This window comes from Streptomyces sp. NPDC043952, assembly GCF_056435325.1.
Window position 1 is genome coordinate 336,751 of record NZ_JBWKES010000003.1, and the last position, 22,112, is coordinate 358,862.

17 protein-coding genes are annotated in these 22,112 nt (G+C 72.2%); 8 read left to right on the top strand and 9 right to left on the bottom strand.

Annotation, left to right across the window (positions count from 1 at the left end):
* Window positions 1-126: 126 nt before the first annotated feature.
* Entirely contained in the window at window positions 127-543 is a 417-nt protein-coding gene (locus AC069R_RS05125) for a hypothetical protein (RefSeq protein ID WP_478764637.1), read from the bottom strand.
* Between the two features lie 363 nt (window positions 544-906).
* Between AC069R_RS05125 and AC069R_RS05130 the strand changes: the two genes are divergently transcribed.
* The gene (locus AC069R_RS05130; protein WP_478764638.1) at window positions 907-1,470 is read left to right on the top strand and encodes a hypothetical protein; all 564 of its coding nucleotides are present in this window, start codon (window positions 907-909) and stop codon (window positions 1,468-1,470) included.
* Between the two features lie 45 nt (window positions 1,471-1,515).
* On the opposite strand, the gene AC069R_RS05135 is transcribed toward AC069R_RS05130, so the two are convergent.
* Both AC069R_RS05135 and AC069R_RS05140 read right to left on the bottom strand, forming a co-directional pair.
* A complete protein-coding gene (locus AC069R_RS05135) occupies window positions 1,516-2,427 on the bottom strand; it encodes a hypothetical protein (protein WP_478764640.1) in 912 nt (303 codons plus the stop codon).
* A 167-nt stretch (window positions 2,428-2,594) separates the two neighbouring features.
* A complete protein-coding gene (locus AC069R_RS05140; RefSeq protein ID WP_478764641.1) occupies window positions 2,595-2,966 on the bottom strand; it encodes an ATP-binding protein in 372 nt (123 codons plus the stop codon).
* Window positions 2,967-3,527: 561 nt separating this feature from the next.
* On the opposite strand from AC069R_RS05140, the gene AC069R_RS05145 reads away from it, so the two are divergent.
* Entirely contained in the window at window positions 3,528-5,846 is a 2,319-nt protein-coding gene (locus tag AC069R_RS05145; RefSeq protein WP_478764643.1) for a M9 family metallopeptidase, read from the top strand.
* A gap of 101 nt (window positions 5,847-5,947) precedes the next feature.
* Here the strand turns inward: AC069R_RS05145 and AC069R_RS05150 are convergent, their stop codons facing one another.
* The gene (locus AC069R_RS05150) at window positions 5,948-6,907 is read right to left on the bottom strand and encodes a LysR family transcriptional regulator (protein WP_478764767.1); all 960 of its coding nucleotides are present in this window, start codon (window positions 6,905-6,907) and stop codon (window positions 5,948-5,950) included.
* Window positions 6,908-7,043: 136 nt separating this feature from the next.
* On the opposite strand from AC069R_RS05150, the gene AC069R_RS05155 reads away from it, so the two are divergent.
* From AC069R_RS05155 to AC069R_RS05170, 4 genes are read left to right on the top strand one after another with little or no spacing between them, the layout of a single operon-like run.
* Window positions 7,044-7,727, top strand: coding sequence for a helix-turn-helix domain-containing protein (locus AC069R_RS05155; protein WP_478764645.1), 684 nt, complete (start codon window positions 7,044-7,046; stop codon window positions 7,725-7,727).
* A gap of 38 nt (window positions 7,728-7,765) precedes the next feature.
* Entirely contained in the window at window positions 7,766-8,965 is a 1,200-nt protein-coding gene (locus tag AC069R_RS05160) for an NAD(P)/FAD-dependent oxidoreductase (protein WP_478764646.1), read from the top strand.
* Window positions 8,962-9,312, top strand: coding sequence for a (2Fe-2S)-binding protein (locus tag AC069R_RS05165; protein WP_478764648.1), 351 nt, complete (start codon window positions 8,962-8,964; stop codon window positions 9,310-9,312). Before AC069R_RS05160 ends, AC069R_RS05165 begins: the two co-directional genes overlap by 4 nt.
* A complete protein-coding gene (locus tag AC069R_RS05170) occupies window positions 9,309-10,778 on the top strand; it encodes an FAD-dependent oxidoreductase (protein ID WP_478764650.1) in 1,470 nt (489 codons plus the stop codon). The genes AC069R_RS05165 and AC069R_RS05170 overlap by 4 nt, the downstream gene beginning before the upstream one ends.
* A gap of 262 nt (window positions 10,779-11,040) precedes the next feature.
* Here AC069R_RS05170 and AC069R_RS05175 read toward each other — a convergent pair whose 3' ends face one another.
* Both AC069R_RS05175 and AC069R_RS05180 read right to left on the bottom strand, forming a co-directional pair.
* Window positions 11,041-12,042: a proline racemase family protein gene (locus AC069R_RS05175; protein WP_478764652.1), complete on the bottom strand. Its 1,002-nt coding sequence runs from the start codon at window positions 12,040-12,042 to the stop codon at window positions 11,041-11,043.
* Window positions 12,043-12,068: 26 nt separating this feature from the next.
* Window positions 12,069-12,995 (bottom strand): dihydrodipicolinate synthase family protein, encoded by a 927-nt coding sequence (locus AC069R_RS05180; protein WP_478764653.1) that lies wholly within the window; start codon window positions 12,993-12,995, stop codon window positions 12,069-12,071.
* 180 nt (window positions 12,996-13,175) lie between these two features.
* Between AC069R_RS05180 and AC069R_RS05185 the strand changes: the two genes are divergently transcribed.
* Entirely contained in the window at window positions 13,176-13,880 is a 705-nt protein-coding gene (locus tag AC069R_RS05185; protein ID WP_478764655.1) for a GntR family transcriptional regulator, read from the top strand.
* A gap of 395 nt (window positions 13,881-14,275) precedes the next feature.
* Here the strand turns inward: AC069R_RS05185 and AC069R_RS05190 are convergent, their stop codons facing one another.
* Both AC069R_RS05190 and AC069R_RS05195 read right to left on the bottom strand, forming a co-directional pair.
* Window positions 14,276-15,700 (bottom strand): M1 family metallopeptidase, encoded by a 1,425-nt coding sequence (locus AC069R_RS05190; RefSeq protein WP_478764657.1) that lies wholly within the window; start codon window positions 15,698-15,700, stop codon window positions 14,276-14,278.
* Window positions 15,697-19,659 (bottom strand): Pls/PosA family non-ribosomal peptide synthetase, encoded by a 3,963-nt coding sequence (locus AC069R_RS05195; protein ID WP_478764658.1) that lies wholly within the window; start codon window positions 19,657-19,659, stop codon window positions 15,697-15,699. The genes AC069R_RS05190 and AC069R_RS05195 overlap by 4 nt, the downstream gene beginning before the upstream one ends.
* Before the next feature lie 478 nt (window positions 19,660-20,137).
* On the opposite strand from AC069R_RS05195, the gene AC069R_RS05200 reads away from it, so the two are divergent.
* Window positions 20,138-20,593, top strand: coding sequence for a DUF5946 family protein (locus AC069R_RS05200; protein ID WP_478764660.1), 456 nt, complete (start codon window positions 20,138-20,140; stop codon window positions 20,591-20,593).
* Window positions 20,594-20,732: 139 nt separating this feature from the next.
* Here AC069R_RS05200 and AC069R_RS05205 read toward each other — a convergent pair whose 3' ends face one another.
* A complete protein-coding gene (locus AC069R_RS05205; protein WP_478764661.1) occupies window positions 20,733-21,773 on the bottom strand; it encodes an AraC family transcriptional regulator in 1,041 nt (346 codons plus the stop codon).
* Window positions 21,774-22,112: the final 339 nt, after the last annotated feature.

The window sequence follows — 22,112 nt, forward strand, 5'->3', positions numbered from 1 at the left end:
TCCCCCCCCCCCCCCCCCCCCCCCCCCCCCCCCCCCCCCCCCCCCCCCCCCCCCCCCCCCCCCCCCCCCCCCCCCCCCCCCCCCCCCCCCCCCCGACGGGCCGCACCGGTGCCGGTTCACCGGCGCTCAGCCGGAGCGCCCCTGGAGATGGTCACGGGTGACCTTGGTGATCTCGTGCCAGAACGGGACCGCGGTCAGATAGAGACCCAGCGCGCTGAGGATGCCCAGGGAGACGTCCACGCTGATGCGCCCCTGCCTGGCCCAGTACACGTCCTTGAGGTCGAGAAGCAGGGCGAACTCGTCGGCGATCAGCGCCGAACCCGCACCGTACAGGGCACCGATTCCGGGGCGGCCGACGAAGGCTTCGTCGCCGCGGACCGCCACCAGTCCGACGCCCGCGAGCGTGGCGATGCCGAAGTTGTAGTGGTGCAGATGTGTCTTGCCGGTGGAGATGTTGCCCCAAGGCAGCCAGCCGCCCCGGATGCCGTGCGTGATCAGCCGTGCCGCGCCGAAGGTGCAGCCGAACCCGAGCCAGGCGGCCATGAGCGAGCGCTGGGCGGGCGCGGTGTGTTCATTCAGTGCTCGGCGCCAGCGCTCCCGCAGGAGAGGGCGCCGGGAACCGTTTGAGGACCAGGACGCCGGACTTGGGGGCATTCTCACTCCTGATCGTGGCCTGAGTGACCGGGAAGCCGCGCTCGTGCCGCCGCCGGACACCGGTCAGACCTACCACCAAGAGGACGGACTGATGCCCATGTGTCAACCGTTCGGCGGCGGGAAGCGGCCCTGGCCGGCGTTTCCGAGAGCGGATGTCCGGGCGATACTGCGGCTCTCGGCGGCTCTGGGCGGCTCTTGGCCCTCCGCCGTCGACCTGGTAGGCATGACCTTGTGCGATTCGAAAGTGTTCCCATGCCGGCGTCGGTCGAGGCCCGGCCCCGTGACGTTCGCGGCTACCCCGTGCCGGCGATCACGCCCTGGGAGGCGGACGAGCCCCAGTTCGCACTGACCGACTACGACCGCAGCGCCGCCTGCGCCCGCGAGCGCCGGTGCTCGGTGTGCGACCGGGCCATGCCGCGGGGCCCGGTGTGGCGGGTGGTGGGCGCCGCGGAGAGCGCGGCGATCGGCGAGGCGCTGGCCGCCGGGCGGCCGTACCGCAATCTCGCGCCGACCCTCGAAGGACCGGGACATCGCGCGTGCATGCTGTACGCCTCGATGGTCTGTCCCTACCTGGCCCGCCCCAACGCCCGGCGCGGCATGTCGGCGGCCGAGCCGGACGACATGACCGCCCATGTGGTGCGGGGAGCCGTGCGAGGCGGCATGGGCGCGGTGGTCGGCTTCGCGGAGTACGAGTACGCCGTCACCGCCAGCCGGGTGCTGTTCCGCTTCCTCGACGTCGTCGAGTTCCTGCCGCACGACACCGCCGACGAGCACCTGGACGAACTGCGGGCCGAGCTGGCCCGGACCGCGCGCTGACCCGCCACGCGCCCCGGACCCGCCCGTCCCTCTCGCCGTCCGCGCTCAGGGGCGGTACGCCGCCAGGCCGGTGGTCGAAGTGGCCTTGGCCGGGCGGCCGGTGCCGTCGGCGCGCAGGGTCACCGTGCCCGACGGGGTGCGCACCGCGAGGGTCTTGCCGTCGGGGGACCAGGCCGGCTCGGTGTAGTCGGTCGTGGCATGCGGGGTGAGGTCCTTGACGCGGTTGCCGTGCGTCAGGTCCTCGACGAGGACGTGGTCGTGACCGGCGACCGAGCGCACGAAGACGATTTCCTCCTCGTTCGTCGGGGACAGCGCCGGCTCGGAGCCCTTGGCGAGCTTGGTGCCCTGCTGGCGCAGATAGTCGTCACGGATGTAGACGGAACCGGTGTGGTCGTTGGCGTACACCGAAGTGCCGTAGTGGCCGGCGGCGTTCGGCCAGACGTTGCCGGTCTGCGGGAGCTGGCCGCCCGGACCGGGGTCGCCGAAGAGGGACAGCGTCTTGGGCGTGCCGTGGACGGCCTTGGCGGAGACGTACTTCAGCCGGGACACACCGCCCGCGCGCGCCGCGAAGATGAGGTTGTCCTTGGCAGGGATGTTGTACCGGGAGTCCTTCGCGGTCACCTGCCAGGTCGGGTGGGACCAGTTCTGGTTGCCGGGATTCCTGGCGACGACGACGCGCCCGCTGCCGTCGGGATTGGCGATGTCCAGGTTGCCCGAGCCGTCGAGGAAGGCGGCCTTGGCTCCGTTCGGCGACCAGGCGAGATCCCGGACCGGCACCCCGAAGTTCACCTTTCGACCGCCGATCAGCACGTACTTGGTGCCGTTGCTGACGGTCAGGGTGCCGTGCGAGGCACCGGTGGCGGCCGAGGCGGCTCCGGCGGCGCCCAGGAGCGCGGTGCCGGTGACGGTCGCGGCCACGGCGATGGCGGCAGCGACGGTGCGCATACGCGTGGTCATGAGTACATTCCCCCCCAGGAACGTGGAAAAAGGTCGAGCGGCGCGGTACAGCGGCGCCGGCCCCGAGCCTGTCAGGCACCGGTCCTCGAATCGTCCGTTCGGTGTCACAGGCAGGTAACGACGGCCCGGTGCACCCGACGTGGCAGCCGGGTGCACCGGCGCCGCGGTCACGCTTCGACGGAGGGCTGCGGCGGCCGGAAGCAGGCGACGACGTCCTTGCCGCGAGGGCAGCGGTGGACCTCCCATTCATGCGCGAGGGCGTCGACCAGGAACAGGCCGCGCCCTCCGGGGGAGTCGGCGTCGGGACGCCGTTGCTCGGGGAGCCTGGAGTCGGCGTCGTGCACGGTCACATGGAGGCAGCCCTCGTCCCAGGTGAGGATCAGCTGCGCCGTGCTGTGGGCGTGGAGGTGGGCGTTGGTGACGAGTTCGGAGACGGTCAGCAGCACCGAGTCCACCAGCTCCGGCTGCGTCCGGGTCCAGCCGAGCGTCTCCAGATGCGTCCGTGTCCAGTCCCTGGCCGCCTTCACCCCGCTGCTCACGGGCAGTGTCCGTGCCCACCCCACAGCTTTCAACGAGGACCCGTCTTCCACTTTCTCCTCCTTCGGCGACCGGCCGTACGCCTTCCGAGTGCCCGCGTTCGGCCGGTTCAGCTCCGGTCGCCGCGGGAACGTGTCCGCCGCCGACTCCCTCGCGCTGGGGAGCGGAAGAGGCCCCGGATCGGCCGGACACCCGGTGGCGCGGGCGGCGTTGAGCGCGTCGCGGAACTCCCGGCCGACGGTGGCCGTTGCCGGTCCTGACCCGTCGTCGTACCGGAAGAGGGCCCCGAGATGGGCCCCGCCGTTGCCGGGCGGCACCAGGAAGCCGCCGTACGTGGCCCCGTAGATGTGTGATGCGCCGATCGCGTCCTGGTCGTCGCTTCTCGCTCCGGTCGGGCGTGGGCGGCCCCTCGCACCGGCACTCCCGCGCACCGGTGTTATGGGTCGGCCGGGGACAGTGCTGGGCCCGTGAGTATTGCCCGTGACTTCACGTCAGTGCAATGTTACATACCGCTGCCCGCCTCTTCGGGTGGCCTCCCCTTCGCTCCCCCCACTGGAGACGTGATGCAGTCTCGACCACTCCTGCCCAGAATCCTGGCCGCCGGGCTGGCGGCCGGAGGGCTCGTCGCGGGCCTGATGACCGCCCAGGCCGCCGCGGCCCCAGCTGCCACCGGGCCGGTCCCGTCACCCTCCGCGGCACCCTCCGCGGCCGTACAGGCGGCCAGACAGCACGGAAAGGCCACGCCGACCGGACCCGAGACCGGCCAGTCCCAAACCCCCACCACACAGGCGAAACCACTGCCCCCGAAGCTCCGCGGGGAGCCGGCCGCCCTGGGTTCGGCCAAGCCGTCCAAGCCACACCTGTCAGGGCACACGGCGCTCAACGCGACCGGTGCCGCGTGCACCACGGCGGACTTCGCGGGCCGGTCCGGCAGCGACCTGGTGTCGTACATCAAGACAGTGGACTGGAACTCCTGCCTCAACCCGCTGTTCAGCCTGACCGGTTCGGACGCGCACGCGGTGTTCAACGAGTCGCAGATGCTCGCGGTGGCGGACGGCCTCACGAGCGCGGTCAGTTCGTACACGGGTGACGACTCCGGCGGCCTGTACGAACTGATGTACTTCATGCGCGCCGGCTACTACGTGCAGTACGGCGACCCCCAGGACGTCGGCACCTACGACTCCTCGCTGCGCGGCGCCACCGAGAAGGGGCTGGACACGCTGTTCGCCAGCGGCCACGCGAACGACGTAAGCGCGGGCAACGGCGGCGTGCTGGAGCAGGCGTTCGTCCTCTCCGACAGCGCGCAGGCGCAGGCCGACTACCTGAAGGTCTACTCCCGGTACCTCAACGCCTACGACAGCGCTACCTGGGACGCCGTCCCCGAGATGGACCGGGCGCTGAACGCGATCTACACCCCGCTGTGGCGCGGCCCGTGGCTCCCGGACTTCGTCAGCGCGATCACCGCCGACCCCGGCATCGCCGACACCCTTTACCACTTCACCCTCGACCACCGCGACCTGCTCGGCGGCGGCAACGACGTCCTCGACTCCAACGCGGGGAACGACCTGGCCAACTTCATCCAGATCCCGGCCCTTCAGGGCAAGATCCGCCCACTCATCAAGGGTCTGCTGGACGGCTCGTCCATCACCGGCGCCACGGACAACCTGTGGGTGCACGTCGCCTACCGGGCCAGCACCGGCGATCCGGAGCAGTGCTCCTACTACGGGGTCTGCGATCTGGCGAAACAACTCACCGCGGCCGCACTGCCGATCAACTACCCCTGTGCCGACTTCACCGTCATGGCGCAGGCGCTCACCGCGACGGAACAGACCGCCGTCTGCACGAGCCTGACGAACGAGGTGAAGTTCTACCAGGACCAGGTCAAGACCAGCACGCCGATACCCGGCGAGTACTTCGACGTGAAGATGGTCATCTTCGGGAGCAAGTCCGACTACGCGACCTACTCGTGGGCGATCTTCGGGAACGACACCGACAACGGCGGCGAGACGATGACCGGCACGCCCACCGACCCCCACAACATCGCCTACTCCATCCTCTACCAGTGGCCGACCGACAACGGCTTCCCGGCCAACGCGTGGAACCTCAACCACGAGTTCGCCCACGTCCTGCAGTCCGTCTACGACATGAAGGGCGACTTCGGCACCCAGGTCACCGTGCCGGACGTGTGGTGGATAGAAGGGCAGGCGGAGTACGTCTCCTACACCTACCGCGGCATCACCGACGACGGCGCGATCGCCGAGGCCGCCAAACACACCTACAAGCTCAGCCAGTTGTTCCAGAACACCTACGCCATCGACGACGAGACCCGCACCTACCCGTGGGGCTACCTGGCCGTCCGGTACATGACCGAGAAGCACCCCGACCGGATACAGGCCATGCTGGCCAAGATGCGGACCGGGGACTACCAGGGCGCGTACACCGTCTACAACAGCATCGGCACCGGCTACGACGCCGACTTCGCCGCCTGGCTCGACACCCTGGCCGGTGGCAGTGGCAGTGGCAGTGGCAGTGGCAGTGGCAGCGGCTCGGCCACGGCGTGCACCGATTCCAACCTCCAGGCCCTGGACCGTAATTGCTACCGCTCCGACCAGTCCGGGGTGGCGGGTGACACCGACTACTTCTGGATCTACCTGCCGGCCGGCACCACCACCCTGAAGGTCACCACCAGCGGCGGCAGCGGCAACGCCGACCTCTACTACGACCCGGCGACCTGGGCCGGCCCCACCGCCTACACCGAGAGGTCCACCAACTCCGGCAACACCGAGAGCATCACCGTCACCAACACCGAAGCGGGTTACCGGTACATCAGCCTGTACGCGGTGACGGACTTCAAGGGGGTCACCGTCACGACCTCCTATTGAGTCCCGGTCACCGACACGGACTGAGCCGAGACCGCGGCCCGGTCGACCCCGGTCGACGCGCCGCGGTCTCGGTAGCGCACCGGCCGTTCGCATCCCGCGGCCTACGTACGCGGGGTGCGGTAGTGGCGGGCGGCCCACGCCTGGAAGTGCGGTGCCCGGCCGATGAGTTCCTCGTAGGCGGCCAGGGCGGCGCCGAAAAGTGTCTCGGCCATCACGTCGGACACGCGCTCGCGATGCCACACCAGAACGTAGCGGCACCACAGGGGCGTGCCGGACAGCGGCTTGACGACCACGCCCGGATTCGGCTTGCACGTCGCCTGGACGACGGAGACCCCCAGCCCGTCCGCGATCATCCGCTGCAACTGGTCCCGGTCTCCGAGGAATTCGTGCACCGTGGCGGGGGTGAAGCCGGCTGCCCGGAACGCGTCGTAGCAGACGCCGGGCCAGCCCGCACCGTCGTCGGGTGTCAGGAACCAGGCGTCGCCTGCCAGCTCGCGCAGCGACACGTCCCACCGCGCGCTCGCCGGGTGGCCGGCGGGCAGGGCGACGAAGCTCGGCTCGGTGACGATTCCGCGTCGCGCCACGGCCTTTGAGTGCCGCAGCTCGCTTCCCGGGTAGTCGACGGCGACGCCGACGTCCAGCCTGCCCTCTTCGAGAAGACCCACGATCCCGGCCGAGGAGTAGACGCTGCTCACCTGTGTGTTCAGCGACGGCAGGACGGCGCGTGCCCGTTGCAGGAGGCCCGGCAGAATGGGCGTGTTGGTCGCGGCCAGCCGCAGCACCCGGTCGGTCCCGAGCCGTCCCGCGGTGGACCGCCGCCCGATCGCGTCGGCCAGCGCCACCACCTCACGCGCCCGCACCACGACCTCGACCCCGAAGCGCGTCGGTGTCACCCCCGCGCTGCCCCGGACGAACAGGTCCGCGCCCAACAGCCGCTCGATGCGCTTCAGTTGGCTGCTGACCGCCGGCTGCGAGCACCCGAGGACCGTGGCCGTGCGGCCCAGGCTCAGCGTGTCGGCGATCGTGCACAGAATCCTCAGGTGTCGGAGTTCGAGTTCCATCGCGCCCCTTGCGAGAGCCACGGCCGGGTTTCTTGCAGTGCTGCGGCGCGATGTCCGAAGCTGTTCGGGACAGCGAACGAACCAGCGCCGCTCCGTACGGTATAGCGAACGGAGGTGGGGGAGAAGAGGGAAGAGTGTGAGTGCCGCCGAGGGCTCGATCCGGGGCATGCTGGCCGTCAACCTGAGGCGTGCGAGGACCCGGCGAGGATTGTCGATCTCCGAGCTGTCCCGGCGTTCGAAGATCGGCAAGGCGACGCTGTCGCAGCTGGAGTCAGGCACGGGCAACCCCACCATCGAGACGGTGTTCAGCCTGTCGCGCGTGCTGGAGGTGCCGATCTCCGATCTGCTGGACGCCCGGCCTTCCGACGGACTGGTCCTGGTGCGCGCCGAGGAGGTGGAGGTGCTGCGGGGCGAGGCGGTCGAGCTGCGCTCACTGCGGCGGATCGAGTCGGGTGACGCCGTCTTCGAGGTCTACGACCAGCGGGTGCGGGGCGGTGGCCGACAGGATTCCCTCGGGCACGTCGGGACCGAGCACACGATCGTGCAGGCCGGCAGGCTCGGCGTGCGGGTGGACGGGCGCGAGGTGGAGCTGGGTCCGGGCGACTGTGTGGGATTCGACGCGGCGCTGCCCCACAGTTACACGGCGCTCGCCGGCGAGGTGCGCTCGGTGCTGCTGTTGCAGTACCGGGCCGATCAGCGGCCGCACCTGTCCGCCCCCGCGCTCGACGCCCCCTGTCCGGCAGCGGGCGCGAGCGCGGAGCGGCGCCGACAAGGAGTCCGGCCGGATGTGACCGTTGACACATCGGACAGGACCTCATAGCCTCCCGGTCGTTCGATATAGCGAACAGTGGGGGTTCCGTGAACGGAACGCGGGTTGCGGTGCTGGGCGCCGGGATCGTGGGCGCCGCCTGCGCCCGTGAGCTGGCCCTGGCCGGGGTCCAGGTCACCGTCGTCGACCGCGGCGACCCCGGCCAGGCCACCACCGCGCACGGCGAGGGCAACGTACTGGTCTCCGACAAGGGACCCGGCCCGGAGCTGGAGCTCGCCCAGCTGTCCCGGAGGCTGTGGCCGCAGGTGCTCGCCGGCATCGCCGAGAGGTCCGCCCACGCGGCGCGCGCGGTGGAGTGGGAGCCCAAAGGGGGCATCGTCGTCGCGACCACGGATGCCGGGGCCGTCGAGCTGTCCCGGTTCGCCGACGCCCAGCGCGCCGCGGGTGTGCGCGCGGAGGTCCTCGACGCCGACGCGCTCGCCGCGGCCGAGCCGTCGGTCACCCGCGACCACACCGCGGCACTGCACTACCCCGACGATGCCCAGGTGCAGCCCGCCGCGGCGGCCGCGGCCCTGCTCACCGACGCGTTGCGGAGCGGCGCGGAACTGCGGACGGGATGCGAGGTGGTCGGCGCCGTCGTGCGCGCGGGGCGTCTCACCGGGGTGCGAACTGCGGCCGGCCTCATCGAGGCGGACATGTTCGTCAACGCCGCGGGACCATGGGCCGGCGAGCTGGCCGCCCGCCTCGGTGCCCCGGTGGACGTCCGCCCCCGCCGCGGCGATGTACTGGTGACCACGCCGCTGCCGCCGACGGTCTTCCACAAGGTCTATGACGCCGACTACGTGGACGCGGTCGGCAGCAGCGCCGGGGAATTGCAGACGTCGGCGGTGGTGGAGTCCACCCGCGGCGGCAGCGTCCTCATCGGCTCCGCACGCCGGCGGGTCGGCTTCGACGACAGGCTGCGCCCCGGAGTCCTGTCCCGCATCGCCGCCAAGGCGTTGCGGCTGTTCCCCGGCCTGGCCGGCGTCCCGGTGATGCGCGCGTACGGAGGATTCCGGCCCTACGTACCCGACCACCTGCCGATCATCGGCGCCGACCCGCGCCTCACCGGCCTCTGGCACGCCGGGGGCCACGAGGGCGCCGGCATCGGTCTGTCGGTGGGCACCGCCCGGCTGTTGCGGGACCTGATCCTGGAGCTGCCGACGGAGATCGACGTGACCGCGTTCCGCGTGGACCGCCCGGCCGTACTGGGCGCGACAGCACATCCCGCGAGTGAGGAGACGGCATGAGCCCGAGACGTGTCCGCGCCGAGGCCGACGCGGTCGGGCGGCGGGAGAGGCCGCTGCTGATCACCGTCGACGGCGAGGCCGTACCGGGCATCGACGGCCAGAGCATCGCGGGCGTGATGCTCGCGGCCGGCCGCCTTGGCTGGCGCCGCGGCGTCTCCGGCGCCCCCCGCGGAGTGTTCTGCGGAATCGGCGTCTGCTTCGATTGTCTGGTGACCGTGGGCGCCGAGCGCGACGTGCGCGCCTGCCGCCGCCGGGCACGTGACGGTGACGTGGTGACCCTTCAGTCCCGGAAGCCTGACACGCTGGGGACCGGGACCGTGCGGGAGTCCGGAATGGGGGAGAGGTGACGCCCCCTCACGTCACCGTCGTCGGCGCGGGCCCCGCAGGTCTCGCCGCGGCGGAGACCGCGCTGATGGCCGGAGCCGAGGTGACACTGATCGACTCGGCGGAACAGCCCGGCGGCCAGTACCACCGCATGCTGCCGGCCGCCTACGCCGCCGCCCGCCCGGAGCGGCTCCAGCATGGCTGGCGAGCCTTCGACCGATGCCGTCGGCGGGTGCTGGCGCACCCACGCTGCACCTGGTGGCCGGCTAGCACGGTGTGGGCGCTGGAACGCCCGGCCCCGCACGAACCCGGACCACCGAGGGTCCACGTGCTGCGCGGCCCGGCCGATGGCGCCGACCGGCGTCGTCTCCGACTCGACCCCGACGCGCTGGTGCTCGCCGTCGGCGCCCACGACCGGGTGCTCCCGTTCCCCGGCTGGGACCTGCCCGGCGTGTTCACCGCCGGCGCGGCACAGGCGCTGGCCAAGGGTGAACGAGTGGTGGTGGGGGACCGGGTGGTGGTCGCCGGTACCGGACCGTTCCTGCTCCCGGTGGCCGCGTCGCTGCTGGAAGCCGGCTCCCGAGTGCTGGCAGTGTTCGAGGCCAACGCGACGGCCACCATGGCGCGAGGCTGGTCACGGCGCCCCTGGGAGCTGGCCGCGCAGGCCGGGAAGGCCGCCGAGCTCGTGGAGTACACGGCGGCACTGGTACGGCATCGGGTGCCCTTACGGACCGGCCGCGCCGTGATCGAGGCGCGCGGTGACGGCCGGGTGGAGGAGGTCGTCATCGCGAGGCTGCGCGGCGACTGGTCGGTGGTGCCGGGCAGTGAGCGCACCATCGCGGTCGACGCGGTGTGCGTCAGCCACGGCTTCACTCCGCAGTTGGAGCTTCCGGTGGCCGCCGGTTGCGCGCTGCGCGGCTCGCCGGCCGGCGAGTTCGTGGCCGTCGACGATGACCAGCGCACCAGCTGTCCTGGGGTGTACGCCTGCGGCGAGATCACCGGCATCGCGGGCGCCCCGGCCGCACGGGCACAGGGCGCGCTCGCCGGGTGGGTGGCCGGCGGCGGCGATCCGGCGGCCCCCGCCCTGCGCAGCCTGCGCCGCGGCCGGGACCAGGGCAGGGCCTTCGCCGAGCGGCTGGCCCGAGCGCACCCCATCGGTGCGGCCTGGCCCGGATGGCTGCGGCCGGAGACGGTCGTCTGCCGCTGCGAGGAGACCGACTACGCGTCGCTCTGCCGAGCCGTCACCAATGTGGCCAGTGCCGCCGCGAGAGTCGCCAAGCTGGAGACACGCGCCGGTCTCGGCCCGTGCCAGGCCCGCGTGTGCGGCCCCACGGTCGCCGAGCTCAGCGCACGGCTGCGCGGCGAGCCCCCCGACCGGCCGGTCGAGGGCCTGCCGGTGGCCGGCCCGCACCACCGGCCGATCGCCCAGCCCATCCGGCTCGGCGAACTCGCCGGTGGCCCGGACCGAACCCCGGATGACACGGCCTGAGTCAGGAGTTCCCGCGCGTCGGCATGGGCCGCCCACCGGGTCCTTCCGGGCAAGAGAAGTGCACAGGTGCAACCGGGGAGCAGGCCGGCGGCCACGGCACCGTGTCCGTCGCCGACCGACCGGAAGCGCCGCGCCGGACGCGAACCAGCGGGGCTGGGCGGCACGGGCCTGTTCGACGGCGCGGGCAGCGGTGAAAACCCCCGCGGCGGGGGTGTCGGAAGGATTGGCCAGCCCCGCGAGACGTTCGAGGCGAGGGCCGTGGTCACAGGAGGAAGCCACCGGGGAAGGGATCGTCCGGGTCGAGGAAGTACTGGGCGGTGCCCGTGATCCAGGCGCGCCCGGTGATGCGGGGAACGACGGCGGGCATCCCGCCCACCTCGGTCTCCGCGACGAGACGGCCGGTGAACTCGGTGCCGATGAAAGACTCGTTGACGAAGTCGCGGTGCAGCGGCAGCGCGCCGCGGGCGTGCAACTGGGCCATGCGTGCCGACGTACCGGTGCCGCACGGTGAGCGGTCGAACCAGCCCGGTTTGATGGCCATGGCATGGCGGGAGCGGTACGCGTCGGAGCCGGGGGCGGCGAAATAGACGTGCTTGACCCCGGCGATCTCGGGCTGCTCCGGGTGAACGGGGCGGTCCGGTGACGCGTCGATCGCGTCCATGATGGCCAGCCCGGCCGCGAGCAGGTCGTCCTTGCGCGCGCGGTCGAACGGCAGCCCCAGCGCGCTCAGTTCGACGAAGGCGTAGAAGTTCCCGCCGAAGGCGAGGTCGTACGTCACCGTCCCGTACCCCGGTACGTCCACCTTGCGGTCGAGGCCGACACAGTAGGCGGGGACGTTGGTGAGCGTGGCCGACTTCGCCGAACCGTCCTCGACGTGCACGTCCACGGTGACGAGGCCGGCCGGGGTGTCGAGGCGGACGGTCGTGGTCTCGGCGACGGGGACCATGCCGGTCTCCACGAGGACGGTGGCCACGCCGATGGTGCCGTGTCCGCACATCGGCAGCACCCCGGAAACCTCGATGTACAGCACTCCGTAGTCCGCGTCGGGGCGCGTCGGCGGCTGGAGGATCGCGCCGCTCATCGAGGCGTGACCGCGCGGCTCGTACATCAGGAGCGTGCGCAAGTGGTCCATGTGCTCGATGAAGTGCAGCCTCCGCTCCGCCATGGTGGCTCCGGGGATCACCCCGACACCACCGGTGATCACGCGGGTGGGCATGCCTTCGGTGTGCGAGTCGACGGCGTGGAAGACGTGACGGGTACGCAATGAACTTTCCCTTGAGGCCGTTCCGGTCAGCGGAGGCCGAGGGCGACGGCCTTCTCGGTCGCTGTGCGGACCGAGGTCTCCGTCTCGGCGGACAGCGGCATACGCGGTGGGCGCGTGGGGCCACCGCGGCGGCCGACGAGGTCCATGGACAGCTTGATGGCCTGCACGAACTCGGTCCTGGAGTCCCAGCGCAGCAGCGAGTGCAGGGACTTGTACAGCGGGAGCGCGGTGTCGAGGCGGTCGACGGCGGAGTGGTACAACTCGGCACAGGCGGCGGGGAAGGCGTTCGGGTAGCCGGCGATCCAGCCGACCGCGCCCGCCAGGGCGAGTTCGAGGAGGACGTCGTCCGCGCCGGCCAACAAGTCGAGTTCCGGCGCGACTTCGGCGATCTCATAGGCCCTGCGCACATCGCCGCTGAATTCCTTCACGGCCACGATGCTTCCCTCGCCGTGGAGTCGGGCGAGAAGCGCGGGGGTGAGATCGACCTTGGTGTCGATGGGATTGTTGTAGGCCACGACGGGCAACCCGGCCCGCGCGACGTCCGCGTAGTGGGCGCGCACCGCCCGCTCGTCGGCTCGGTAGGCGTTCGGCGGGAGCAACAGGACGCTCGCGCAGCCCTGTTCGGCGGCCTCCTCGGCCAAGCGGCGTGACTCCGTGCTGCCGTAGGCGGAGACGCCCGGCATCACGCGCGCGCCCTCCCCCGCGGCCTCGACGGCGGTGCGGACGACGCGGGCACGCTCGTCGTCGGTGAGGGTCTGGTACTCGCCGAGGGAGCCGTTGGGCACCACCCCGTCGCAGCCGTTGTCGAGGAGCCAGCGGACGTGCTCGGCGTAGGCGTCGTAGTCGATGGCGAGGTCGTCGCGCAGGGGCAGTGCGGTGGCGACCATGATGCCGCGCCATGGCCGCTCGGCGTTCCAGGTGGTGTCGGGGTTGGACGCAGTGGTGGCGGTCATCGAGGAACCCCTTCTGTGGTGTGTGACATTTTACTGAGCGGCGCGCAGCGCTCACAAGGCCGGCGGCGCCGTCGGTTGGCGGATGGTTGTCCGGGCTCGGCGTGCGGACAGGACGAGCAGACGCGTTGTGAACAACGTGACATTGTATAGTGGCGCCCGCGTACGTCTGGAGGATCGGTCATGGGTCATTTGTCGTCCCGCAGCGTCATCCCCGTTCGGGAGAACCTGCGCGACCAGGTGGCCAACGCGCTGCGTGCCGCCCTCATCGCGGGCGAACTGCGTCCCGGCGTCGTCTACTCCGCGCCCACCCTGGCTGCCGAACTCGGCGTGTCGGCCACCCCGGTGCGCGAGGCCATGCTCGACCTGACCAGGGAGGGTCTGGTCGAGGCGGTGCGTAACAAAGGCTTCCGGATCACCGAGGTGAGCGAGCGCGAGCTCGACGAGTACGCCGAGATCCGCGAGATGATCGAGGTCCCCGCCATCGGGCGCGTCACGGACGTCGCGCGCGCCGAGCAGTTGGAGGCGCTGCGCCCGCTCGCCGAGGAGATAGTCCAGGGCGCCCGGCGACACGACCTGATCGCCTACCTGGAGGCCGACCGCCGCTTCCACCTCGGCCTGCTCGGCCTCGCCGGCAACACGCACCTGGTGCAGGTGGTGGGCGACCTCCGCAAGCGCTCGCGGCTGTACGGGCTGACCGCTCTGGACGCCAGCGGCCGCCTGGTGGAGTCGGCCGAGGAGCATCTCGAACTGCTCGACCTGATGCTGGCCGGCGACACCGGGGGCGCACAGGCATGCATGCGGCGCCACCTCGGCAAAGTCCGGTCCCTGTGGGCCGCTTCCACCCAGGACGCCCCGACCGCGGGGCTCGACCGCGGCGCGGGCTGACGCTCCGCGCCGGAGAGCGGCTCAACAAGACCAACAGCTACGCGACGGCACCGACTGGGTGTTGAGGTAGCCGAGCGCGCAGCGGCGACAGCGCTCGTTGTCGTACGACAGCCCGCGCGGCCGTCTGCTGTGTGTCGGGTTGCCTGCCGGTGCCGGCCTCGGAGTCGAGGTTGACCTGACGCGTCGTCAATAGGTCGGCAGACGCGGGCGGTCGGAGTCGGGGCGACCACGTGCCACCGGTCGTACGACCTTGTGGCGGACGGACGGTCCGGCCGGCCGGGGGAGGGCCGGCCCCCGCTCACGGCCGCACCCGCCATCAGACCGGCACCGAACCGCGTGGCCCTCCCTCCGCCCTTCGGCCCTCCCCTCGGTTCGGCCGTCCCGGCCCGCCGGTTTCAGCTCTTCGCGCTTCCCGGCTCCGGTCGGGGCAGGGGCGGCAGGCGGGTGTCGTAGAGCCAGGAGCGCAGCAGGGGTTCCACCACGTACGGCATGGCCCGGCCCGCGTGGGCGACGAAGGCGGCCGTGCCGGCGCTCCGGCCGCGGTGGGCGTCGTGCCAGCCGCGCAGCATCGCGAAGAAGCGGTCGTCGCCCATCGTCAGGCGCAGCGCGTGCAGCGTGCACGCGCCCCGGTCGTACACCTGGTCGTCGAAGATGCGGTCGGGGCCGGGCTCGGCGATCCGCAGGCCCTTGCCCCGCTGCGCGAGGGTGCGCCAGGTCGCGCGCGCGATGGTGTCCGCGGAATCCTCGCCCAGGGACTCCGACCACAGCCATTCGCCGTAGGTGGCGAAACCCTCGTTGAGCCAGATGTCGCGCCAGTCGCGCAGGCTGACGCTGTTGCCGTACCACTGGTGGACGAGTTCGTGGGCGACCAGCGTCTCCCAGGTGCGCTCGCCGTCGATGTGGTTGCGGCCGAAGACGGACGCCGTCTGGTTCTCCACCGGCTGGTCCAGGTCGGCGTCCACGACGACCGCGCCATACGTTTCGAAGGGATACGGACCGAACCAGCGGGTGAACGCCGCGAACATGGCGGGCTGCCGGCCGAGGTCGTGCCGGGCCCGGCGGGAGAGACGGGCGGGGTAGGCGTCGCGGCCGGTGATCCGGCGGCCGGTCGAGCTGTCCCGCGCCTCCCAGGTGCCGTGGGTGAAGCGGCCGGTGTACAGCGCGGCGAGATACGGAGCCATGGGCCCGGCGTGGTGGTACGTCCAGCACTCGGTGGCCCCCGTGCAACGGCGCTCCACGAGCGTGCCGTTGGCGAGCGCCTGATGACCGCGCGGCACCGTCACCCGGAACACGTACTCGGCCTTGTCGTCCGGGCGGTCGTTGCACGGGAACCATGACGGGGCGCCGAGCGGCTGCGCGGCCACCAGCGTCCCGTCGTTCGCGTCGCCGGTGAGGTCCCAGCCGATCTCCCCGAACGGCGTGCGCACCGGGCCGGGCCGCCCGCCGTAGGCGATCTCCATGGTGAATGGCGTGCCCGCCGCCAGCGGGTGCCGCATGGGCAGGACCAGCTTGCCGCGCCGCCGGCCGGGACGGACCGCGGCCCCGTCGACGCGGGCCTCGTGCACGGTCAGCCGTGCCAGATCCAACTCGACCTGGCGCAGCGGCCGGTTGGCCACCGCGCGGATGTGCGCCCTGCCCCGCAGCGCGCCGGCGGCCGGGTCGTACGCCAGGCTCAGGTCGTAGGAGAGGGTGCGGTGGTCGTACGTCCCGTGGGTGGAGAAGTAGCGTTCGGCCCGCTTCCGCCCCTGGTCCTCGGCCGTCGCCGTCAGCGGCACCAGGGCCGCCCCGCGGATCACCGCCCGCCGGCTGCACCGGGTCATGCCGCCTCACCTCCGGCCAGCGGCACGGCGGTTGCGGTCGTGGGGACACCGGCGATGGGGTTGCCGGCCCAGCGGGTGCCGTCGGGTACCGTCTCACCGCGCATCACGAGCGAGGACGCGGCGATGGACGCGCCGGTGCCGACGGCGGCGCCGGGCAGGACGATGCTGTGCGGTCCCAGTGAGGCGCCGGCCGCCAGGTGCACGGTGTCCATGCGCATGACCCGGTCGTGGAAGAGGTGGGTTTGGAGGACGCACCCGCGATTGACGCTGACCCCGTCGCCCAGGCGGATCAGATCGGTCTCCGGCAGCCAGTACGTCTCGCACCACACTCCGCGTCCGATGCGCGCGCCGAGGCTGCGCAGCCACCAGTTCAGTACGGGGGTTCCCAGGTGCGCCCCCATTCCCCACGGCACGGCCAGCACCTCCACGAACGTGTCGAACAGCTCGTTGCGCCACACGAACGGCGACCACAGCGGACGCTCGCACGGCCGGAAGCGGCCGACGAGGATCCATTTGGCACCGGTCGTGGCCAGACACGCCACCACGGAGGCGGCCAGCAGCAGGGGAGCGCCCAGGAGCGCCACCAGAGGCAGCCCGCCGACGTCCAGGGCCGCCTGCTCCGTGAGCAGCACACCCTCCGCCAGCAGCGTGCCGATGATCACCGGCAGCAGACGGCACAGCTCCACGGCCGCGCGGGCCGCCACCAGCCGCCGGGGCGGCGCGAACGTCCGTCCCGGATCGGCGGTTTCGGCCACGCGCGGCAACGGCATCGCCGGCCGCCCGATCCACGACATTCCGGGACTGCCCTGGGCCGGGGCGTCGGACAGGACACCCACGAGGCCGTGGTCGGGGACATCGTGGCCGGGACCGACGATGCCCGAGTTGCCGACGAACGCCCGCGTGCCGATGCGCACGGGCCCCAACCGCATCCACCCGGCGCGCAGTTCGAACGGCGCGACGAGCGTGTCGTCGGCCAGGAACGCCCCGTCGTCCACCCGCAGCAGGGAAGGCAGGGGCAGCACGGTGGAGATCTCGGTGCCGCGGCCGACCCGCGCGCCGAGCAGCCGCAGCCAGTGCGGTGTGGCCAGGCTCGCGTACAAGGGGAACAGGCTTCCGCGGGCGCCGTCGAGGATGCGCGTCACCAGCCACGCCCGCCATGCCACTCCACCGTCCGCGCGGTGCAGACCGGGTGTGATCGAGCGGTTCAGCAGGCGCACGAGAACCACCGTGACGGCCATCCCGCACACCGTGGTCGTCACCGCGAACAGCGGTGCGGCGGCGAGCAGTCGCAGCGCGGCGCCGGACAGCGCCGGGGTGTGGCGGACCAGCAGCCAGGTGCCGAACAGCGCCGGCGCCGCCGCCAGCAGGGACAGCAGCGGCAGTACGGTGAGGGAGAGCCCGTAGGCCAGGTGCCAGCGGCGCCGGCGGTCCTGCGGCGGCGCGGGCCATCCGGCGCCGGCGATGCGTTCGGCGGCCCTGGCCGGCCGGGCCGGGGAGCCGGTCCACACATGACCGTCCGGGACACGGCTGTCCAGGCAGCTCCCGGCGGTCAGCTCCGCACCGCGTCCTACGACCGCGTCCGGCAGCAAGGTGCTGCGGTGGCCCACCCGCGCGTGCGCGCCCACGGAGATCCGGCCGATGTGCAGCGTGTCACCGTCGAGCCACCAGCCCGCGATGTCCGCCTCCGGCTCGATGCTGCATCCGTCGCCGAGGTCGGCCAGCCCCGTCACCGGGGGCATGGCGTGCAACCGCACGTCCCGCCCGGTCCGGCAGCCGAGAAGCCGGGAATACCAGGCGGCCCACGGGGTGCCCAGCAGGGAGGGCACGCCGAACGCCGCCACCGCCCGTTCCGCGCTCCACAGCCGCAGATGCACCGCTCCGCCGCGCGGATGGGCGCCCGGTGTCACGGAGCCCGCCAGCGCGCGGGCAAGCCCGGCCCCGATCAGGCACCGCATCGGCGCGCTGAACAGCACCACCCAGCCCACGAGGACCAGCCACCACGCCGTGTGCGGAGCCCACGCGTGCGGCGCGATCCAGCCGCACACGTTGTCCGCCACCGCCAGGCCGACCAACGCCCGGAGCCCGGTGAGAAAGTAACCGGCCATGGAGACGAAGAACTGCACGACAGCGGTCCGCCGGGGTACCGGCCGGGCGGGCTGTACGGCCTCCGTCGGGCTCGCGAGGGAGTCGAGGTGGTCGGCCATGCTGTGCAGCACCGAGTGCCGGTAGAGGTCCGCGACGGACAGCCCCGGATACTCCTCGCGCAGCATCGACGCCATCCGGGCCGCGGTCAGGCTGGTGCCGCCGAGTTCCACGAAGTCGCTGTCCGGGCCGGGCCGCAGACCGAGCAACTGCTCCCATACGTCCGCCAGCCGGGCGGCGGTCCCGCGCAACGGGTGCGCCGCCTCCCCGGCGCCCGCGCCGCCGACCAGCGGGACCGGCCAGGGCAGGGCCTTCCGGTCGACCTTCCCCGAGGCGCGCGTGGGCAGGTCGGTCACCTCGGCCAGCAGCGGGACCAGCGCGGCGGGCAGCCGCTCGCTCAGCAGGGCCCTCGCCTCGTCGGCCTGGAAGGCGGCCCGCCCCGCGTGGGCCGGCTCCGTCAGGACGTAACCCACCAGCACCTGGGTACCGGCCGGTGTCGACCGCACCGCCGCAGCCGCCCCGCGCACTCCCGGCAGGGCGAGCAGAGCCGCGTCGATCTCGCCGAGTTCGATGCGCCGCCCACCGAGCTTGACCTGGTCGTCGACGCGGCCGAGGAACACCAGTCCCTCGGGATCGGCGCGCACCAGATCGCCCGAGCGGTAGGCGCGCGGCGAGGAAAGCGCCGGGCACGGCCGGAAGCGCTCCGCGTCCTTGGCGGGGTCGAGGTAGCGCGCGGTTCCGGCGCCGGCGATGACCAGTTCGCCCTGCTCCCCGTGGGCGACCGGCTCCCCGGCCTCGTCGACCACGGCCAGCTCCCAGCCGGTCAGCGGCAGCCCGATACGGACCGGCCGGCCGGGCTCCAGCCGGGCGGCGCAGGCGACGACGGTGGTCTCGGTGGGCCCGTAGGTGTTCCACATCTCCCGCTCGGGAGCCGCGAACCGGTCGACGAGGCCGGGAGGACAGGCCTCGCCGCCCAGGATGAGAAGCCGTACCCGGCGCAATGCCTCTTCGGGCCACATGGCCAGCAGGGTCGGGACGGTGGACACGACGGTGATGTCACGCTCGTCGAGCCAGCCTCCCAGCTCGTGGCCGGCCCGCACCAGGGAGCGTTCGGCCGGCACCAGGCAGGCGCCCGAGCGCCAGGCCAGCCACATCTCCTCGCAGGAGGCGTCGAAGGCGACGGACAGCCCCGCGAGGACGCGGTCGCCGGGGCCCAGCGGACGGCCGCGCAGGAACAGGTCCGCCTCGGCGTCGACGAAGGCGGCCGCGGAACGATGGGTGACGGCCACGCCCTTCGGCGCGCCGGTCGAACCGGACGTGAAGATGATCCACGCGTCGTCGCCGGGCGCGGGTGTCGAGCGCTCCGCCGCGCTCCCCGCCGGCGGCGACAGCTCCGCGGGCTGCGGGTACGGCCCCAGCACGCGGCACACGCCGGCCTCGCGGAAGACGGTGGCGGCACGCTCCACGGGATCGTCGGCGTCGACCGGCACATAGGCCGCTCCGCAGTACAGGACCGCGAGGATCGACAGGTACAGCTCCGCGGTACCCGAAGGAACGCGGACTCCCACCCGGTCTCCGGGGCCGACGCCCTGCGCGGAGAGCCGGCGTGCACGGTGTGCGGCTTCGGCGCACAGCTGACGGTAGGTCAGCACCTCGGTGCCCGTGTCAAGGGCGGGTGCGTCGGGGTGTCTGGCGGCGGTGGAATCGAGGACGGCGACGAGGGTGCGGGGCGAGGCGGCTGCTCCGGAGCGGAACAGGGCTTTGCGGCCGACCGGTTCGCGGGAAGGATGAGGCGCATCGAGTGCGGACGAAGACAATGTCGTGCCTCTGGTGTTCGGCCCCGACGGGCGCTGGTTCGTTTGTACAGACCGTCAGACGCGCTCGTTCCATGCGGCGGTTCGTCAATCCGCCGCAATTTATTCACGACCGATTCATGGCGTGAAATTGATGAAGTGCAGACCTGATCGGGGGGAATTCGAGTGGATGGGATATGCCGTCTGAAAATCCGGCAAGGACACGGCGTGAGAACGGTTCGACTTCTCTGGCGGAATTCTTTCCGTGATCCGCAACCGATGCCGGCACCTTACGTCAGGGCTCTGCGGCTCGGGCGTTGCGGCACGTCACAGGGAGGCGTCCCTTTGGTGACGTGAGCAGGTCATAAATTTCCGTGCAGGCCGATCGGACCGCCGTTATGGAGAAGTGCTTGCCCGTCCAGAGCGCCGTCTGGTGGGCTGACCGGAGGATTTCGTGAAGAGGCGCTGGTCCACCACGAACGCCCGGACGCGAGGAGACGGCATGACACCTTGCCCGGAGTGCGATGCCCCGATGGATCCGCGATCCTGCGACGAGCTGTTCCACGCCTTGCTCGCCCTGGACCATTCGCGTCAGGCACCGTGGGGGCCGCTGCACGCGGTATCGGTCTCCTGCTTCCTGCTCCAGCACCCCAGTCGGCTTCCCGCCGACCACGGCGCGATGGCGCGGGCGCTCCTGCACGCGTACCTGGAGGGCGGCCTCGACGAAGTGAACCGGCTCGTCGCTCATGCTCGTCGCTGCAACTCCCCTCGTGTGCAAGGCGATCGCGTACGAGCGGTCCGGGACGCGGCCGTGCCGCACCGGGACGCGCCGCGATCCCGTTTCTCCGTCACGATCCAGGACGTCGCCGTCGACGGGACATTCCCAGCCGCGCGGTTCACGCGACGCGTCAAGGCTTGGGCTGCCGCGACGGTCGACCCGTTGGGCAGGAACACGTGACCGGGAAGACCGTGGCCGTCGGGGAACGGGCCCCGCGGCATCCATGGTTGTGCGACCGGGACGCGCGTCACGTCGTCCCCCGAACGCCCCTGTGCGGAAGGCCCGTTCGTCGCCCTCGGCGGCACAGTCGGCGCGTGTGTCACTGCCCGACCGCCCCCGCGGCGCCGCGTGCGGCGCCGGACGCGTCCGTGGCGCTTTGCCGCCGGTCACGGTAGGCGCCGGGCGGCACGCCCTCCCAGCGTCTGAAGGCGCGAACGAGGGCCGACGCGTCGCTGAGACCGGCCAGCCGGGCGAGCCGGTCCAGGGGGAGATCCGTGGTCTCCAGCAGGTGCCGTGTCCGGCCGTGCCGAGCCCGGTCGAGCAGAAGCCGCCACGACGTACCCTCCGCGTGCAACGCGCGGCGCAACGCCCGTGGGCTCACACCGAGTTCCCGCGCCGGTGCGGTGACCCCCACACCCTGGAGCGGCGTGCGGCTCAGCCACTGTTCCACCCGCATGGACACGGACGTGGCGGCCGGAGAGAGCCGGTGCAGCAGGCGTTCGGCATAAGCACGGTGGACCGCGTTGAGCGCCGGGTCGTGCAGCGGCCTGCGCCGGCCGAGATCCTCGTTGCTGACCGTGATGGCGTTGACGGGTGCGTCGAAGCCGACGGTGCAGCCGAGGACCTGGGTGTAGCGCTCCGCCAGCCCGGCGCGGGCATGGCTGAAGGAGACGGCCAAGGGCGCCCACGCGTCCCCGGCGATCCAGCGGGCGGCCCGGACCATCCCGGTGACGACGGCCTCGACCTGCTGGGGGTACATCTCACCGGGGCCGACATCGGGCCGGTAGCACAGTCGGCTGACATCACGGTGGCGGTGCAGCGTGACCGTGCCGGCCTGGCTGACCAGCGGATGGTAACGCTGGGCCGCGTCCGCGGCGTCGGCGAGGCTCGCGCTGGTGAGGACGATGTGGCCGAGGATGTGGAGGTTGTCCGGCTTGAGGCCGTCGCCCACCAGCAGCCCGGTGTGCGGGTCGGCGCCATGGGCACCGAGCACGGTGTCCCAGACGGCACGCATCTCCGGGTACCGCAGGCGGTCCGTGGGCGAGTTCCAGGCCACCGGCGCGTCGGTGCCCTCCTCGGTGGCCTGAAGGACCGCGAGCGCATAGCTCGCGGTGACGGTGGCCGGTGTGGTGTCGGACATGCCTGTCAGTGAAGGCGGAGGGCGCCCTGCCGTCAATCGGCGGCAGCCGGGCCGTTCCCACAGCCCGGTCGCGGAAGCCAACGAACCGGCCACCAGGGTGAATGACGCAGGACCGGAGCCGCCCGTAGCGTCGCTCTGCCCGCCGTTCGTGGCGTCGGTCGGACAAGGGGGCCCAACGACCGCCGTCGGCGCGAGCACACCGGGGCCCGTCACGCGTCGGACGAACGGTGGGACGAGGCGATGCGGGTCCATCCGCCGGGACGCCGGTGCGCCCGACGCGACGCCGGGCCGGCCGGTCGGATCGCGGCCGGTGCGGCCCGGACACCCGCGCGCCGTCTC